This window comes from Nonomuraea lactucae (assembly GCF_003313395.1).
Lineage (GTDB): Bacteria > Actinomycetota > Actinomycetes > Streptosporangiales > Streptosporangiaceae > Nonomuraea > Nonomuraea lactucae.
This window is the reverse complement of record NZ_QNFZ01000637.1, coordinates 1-2,659: the sequence shown is the minus strand read 5'-3', so window position 1 is coordinate 2,659 and position 2,659 is coordinate 1. Positions and strand designations below refer to the sequence as shown.

Sequence of the window (2,659 nt, the reverse complement as noted above, 5' to 3'; positions counted from 1 at the left end):
GCCGGCGCGGGGGTGCCGGGCGAGGGGGAGCGCGAGCCGGGCGGCCGTCTCGCGCAGCCGCCGCACCTCCGACCGGCACGCCGCGCAGCCCTCCAGGTGCCACTCGAACAGCGCCTCGTCGTCGTCGGGCAACGCGTTGACGGCGTAGGCCCCGGACAGGGCGTGGAGCTCGTCGTTCACAGTCCACTCCCTGTCGTCTGAAGGCGGCTCACGTCTGTGATTCGGCCTCTGGGGCACGGCGGATGGCAGGGAAGCCGCTCATTTCCCGGGACGCGCGCCCACCGGAGTGACGACGCGTTCTCACAACGTGGACATCGGGGTCGGTGTGGGCCGGGCCAGTGGCATACCCTCGTATGTCGTGAGCGCACAGACCAATCTCGATTCCTGGCGAGCCCTTCCCGCGGCGCAGCAGCCTGACTGGCCCGACCGCGGCGAGCTCGACAAGGTCGTCGCCGAGCTCGGCGGCCTGCCTCCTCTCGTCTTCGCCGGTGAGTGCGACCAGCTCAAGGAGCAGCTCGCCGCCGTGGTGCGGGGGGAGGCGTTCGTCCTGCAGGGCGGCGACTGCGCCGAGACGTTCGCCGGCGCCACCGCCGACAACGTGCGCAACAAGCTCAAGACGCTGCTGCAGATGGCCATCGTGCTCACCTACGCGGGCAAGGTGCCGGTCGTCAAGATCGGCCGGCTGGCGGGCCAGTTCGCCAAGCCGCGCTCCAAGGGCAGCGAGACGCGCGAGGGCGTGGAGCTGCCCGCCTACCGGGGCGACATGGTCAACGGCTTCGACTTCACCGCCGCGGCGCGCACGCCCGACCCGGGGCGGCTGCTGAAGGCCTACCACTCCTCCGCCGTGACGCTCAACCTCGCCCGGGCGTTCACCAAGGGCGGCTACGCCGACCTGCGCCAGGTGCACGCCTGGAACCAGGACTTCGTGGCCGAGTCGCCCGCCGGGCGCCGCTACGAGCAGCTCGCGCGGGAGATCGACCAGGCGCTGGCGTTCATGCACGCCTGCGGGGCCGACCCGGAGGAGTTCCACACGGTCGAGTTCTACTCCTCGCACGAGGCGCTGATCCTCGACTACGACCGGGCGCTGACCCGCATCGACTCGCGCACCGGCCTGCCGTACGACGTGTCGGCGCACATGGTCTGGATCGGCGAGCGCACCCGCCAGCTCGACGGCGCGCACGTCGACTTCTTCGCCCGCATCCAGAACCCGATCGGCGTCAAGCTGGGCCCGACCACGTCCCCGTCAGACGCTCTCGCACTGGTCGAGCGGCTCAACCCGGCCAACGAGCCGGGGCGGCTGACGTTCATCACCCGGATGGGGGCCCCGCGGGTCCGCGAGCTGCTGCCCGGCCTGGTCAAGGAGGTCACGGCGGCCGGCGCGCAGGTGGCGTGGATATGCGACCCGATGCACGGCAACACGTTCGAGGCGCCGAGCGGGCACAAGACGCGGCGGCTCGACGACGTGCTCGACGAGGTGGCCGGGTTCTTCGAGGTGCACCGCGCGCTGGGCACGCACCCTGGCGGCATCCACATCGAGTTCACGGGTGACGACGTGACGGAGTGCGTGGGCGGCGGCCAGGAGATCGCCGAGGACGACCTGTCGCTGCGCTACGAGACGGCCTGCGACCCGCGGCTCAACCGTGGCCAGTCGCTCGACCTGGCGTTCCGGGTCGCGGAGCTCTACCGCTCCGCCTGACCGCCGTTTCCGGCGCGCCTTCCGGCTTTTCCGCTGTTTCTGCATCACGGGAATATGGCGGTATTTCGGGAATATGGCGGTCTCGCGTTCCGCGTGTCTCCTATGATCTGCCAATGGATGCCGAGCCACAGGGATGGATCGTGGAGGCTGTGCCGGAAGGTGTGGACCCGAGCGTGCCCAACGTCGCGAGGATGTACGACTACTACCTCGGCGGCAAGGACAGCTTCGCCGCCGACCGGGCCGCGGCGGAGCAGATTCTCCAGCTGTTCCCCGACACCCGGCACGCCGCGCTGGAGAACCGCGCCTTCCTGCGGCGGGCTGTGCGCCATCTGGTCGACGCGGGTGTGGACCAGATCGTCGACCTGGGGGCGGGGCTGCCCACGCAGGGCAACACGCACGAGATCGCGCCTCGGGCGCGCGTGGTCTACGTCGACTACGACGCGGTGGTGTGCGCGCACGGGCGGGCGCTGCTGGCCGGGGGCGAGAACGTGAGCATGCTCCAGGCCGACCTGCGCAAGCCCGACGAACTGCTGGAACGGCTCGCGGGCCTGGTGGACCTCGACCGGCCGACGGCGTTCCTGATGCTGGGCGTGCTGCACTTCGTCCCGGACGAGGAGGCGTACGAGGTCGTCAGGCGGCTGCGCGAGGCGACGCCGGCGGGCTGCCATCTGGTCGTCAGCCACGCCATCGACGCCAAGCCAGACACGACGCCGGAGGCGCTGGAGATCTACCGGAAGGCGACGGCGGCGCTCCACCTGCGCACGCCCGAGGAGATCGCGCGGTTCTTCGACGGGTTCGAGCTGCTGGCGCCCGGCCTGGTCCATCTGAGGGACTGGCGGCCCGACCCGGACCTCGACGACAGCGCGGGCGTCGTCTCCATCGGGTACGGCGGAGTGGGCCGCAAGCTCTGACGGCCCGCGGCAGCGCGGCGGGCGCCCCCGGCAGCGCGACGGGCGCCCGAAG

The 2,659-nt window shown here is 71.3% G+C and carries 3 protein-coding genes; 2 read left to right on the top strand and 1 reads right to left on the bottom strand.

Features of this window, described 5'->3' with window-relative positions:
• The coding region (locus DQW85_RS24600; RefSeq protein WP_162795338.1) for a zf-HC2 domain-containing protein at positions 1-180 on the bottom strand (180 nt) is incomplete at its 3' end.
• 178 nt (positions 181-358) lie between these two features.
• Between DQW85_RS24600 and DQW85_RS24595 the strand changes: the two genes are divergently transcribed.
• Together DQW85_RS24595 and DQW85_RS24590 are read left to right on the top strand one after the other, a co-directional pair.
• The gene (locus DQW85_RS24595) at positions 359-1,696 is read left to right on the top strand and encodes a class II 3-deoxy-7-phosphoheptulonate synthase (RefSeq protein WP_113702385.1); all 1,338 of its coding nucleotides are present in this window, start codon (positions 359-361) and stop codon (positions 1,694-1,696) included.
• A 113-nt stretch (positions 1,697-1,809) separates the two neighbouring features.
• On the top strand, positions 1,810-2,607 hold the full coding sequence (locus DQW85_RS24590) for an SAM-dependent methyltransferase (protein WP_113702384.1): 798 nt from the start codon (positions 1,810-1,812) through the stop codon (positions 2,605-2,607).
• Positions 2,608-2,659 lie beyond the last annotated feature (52 nt).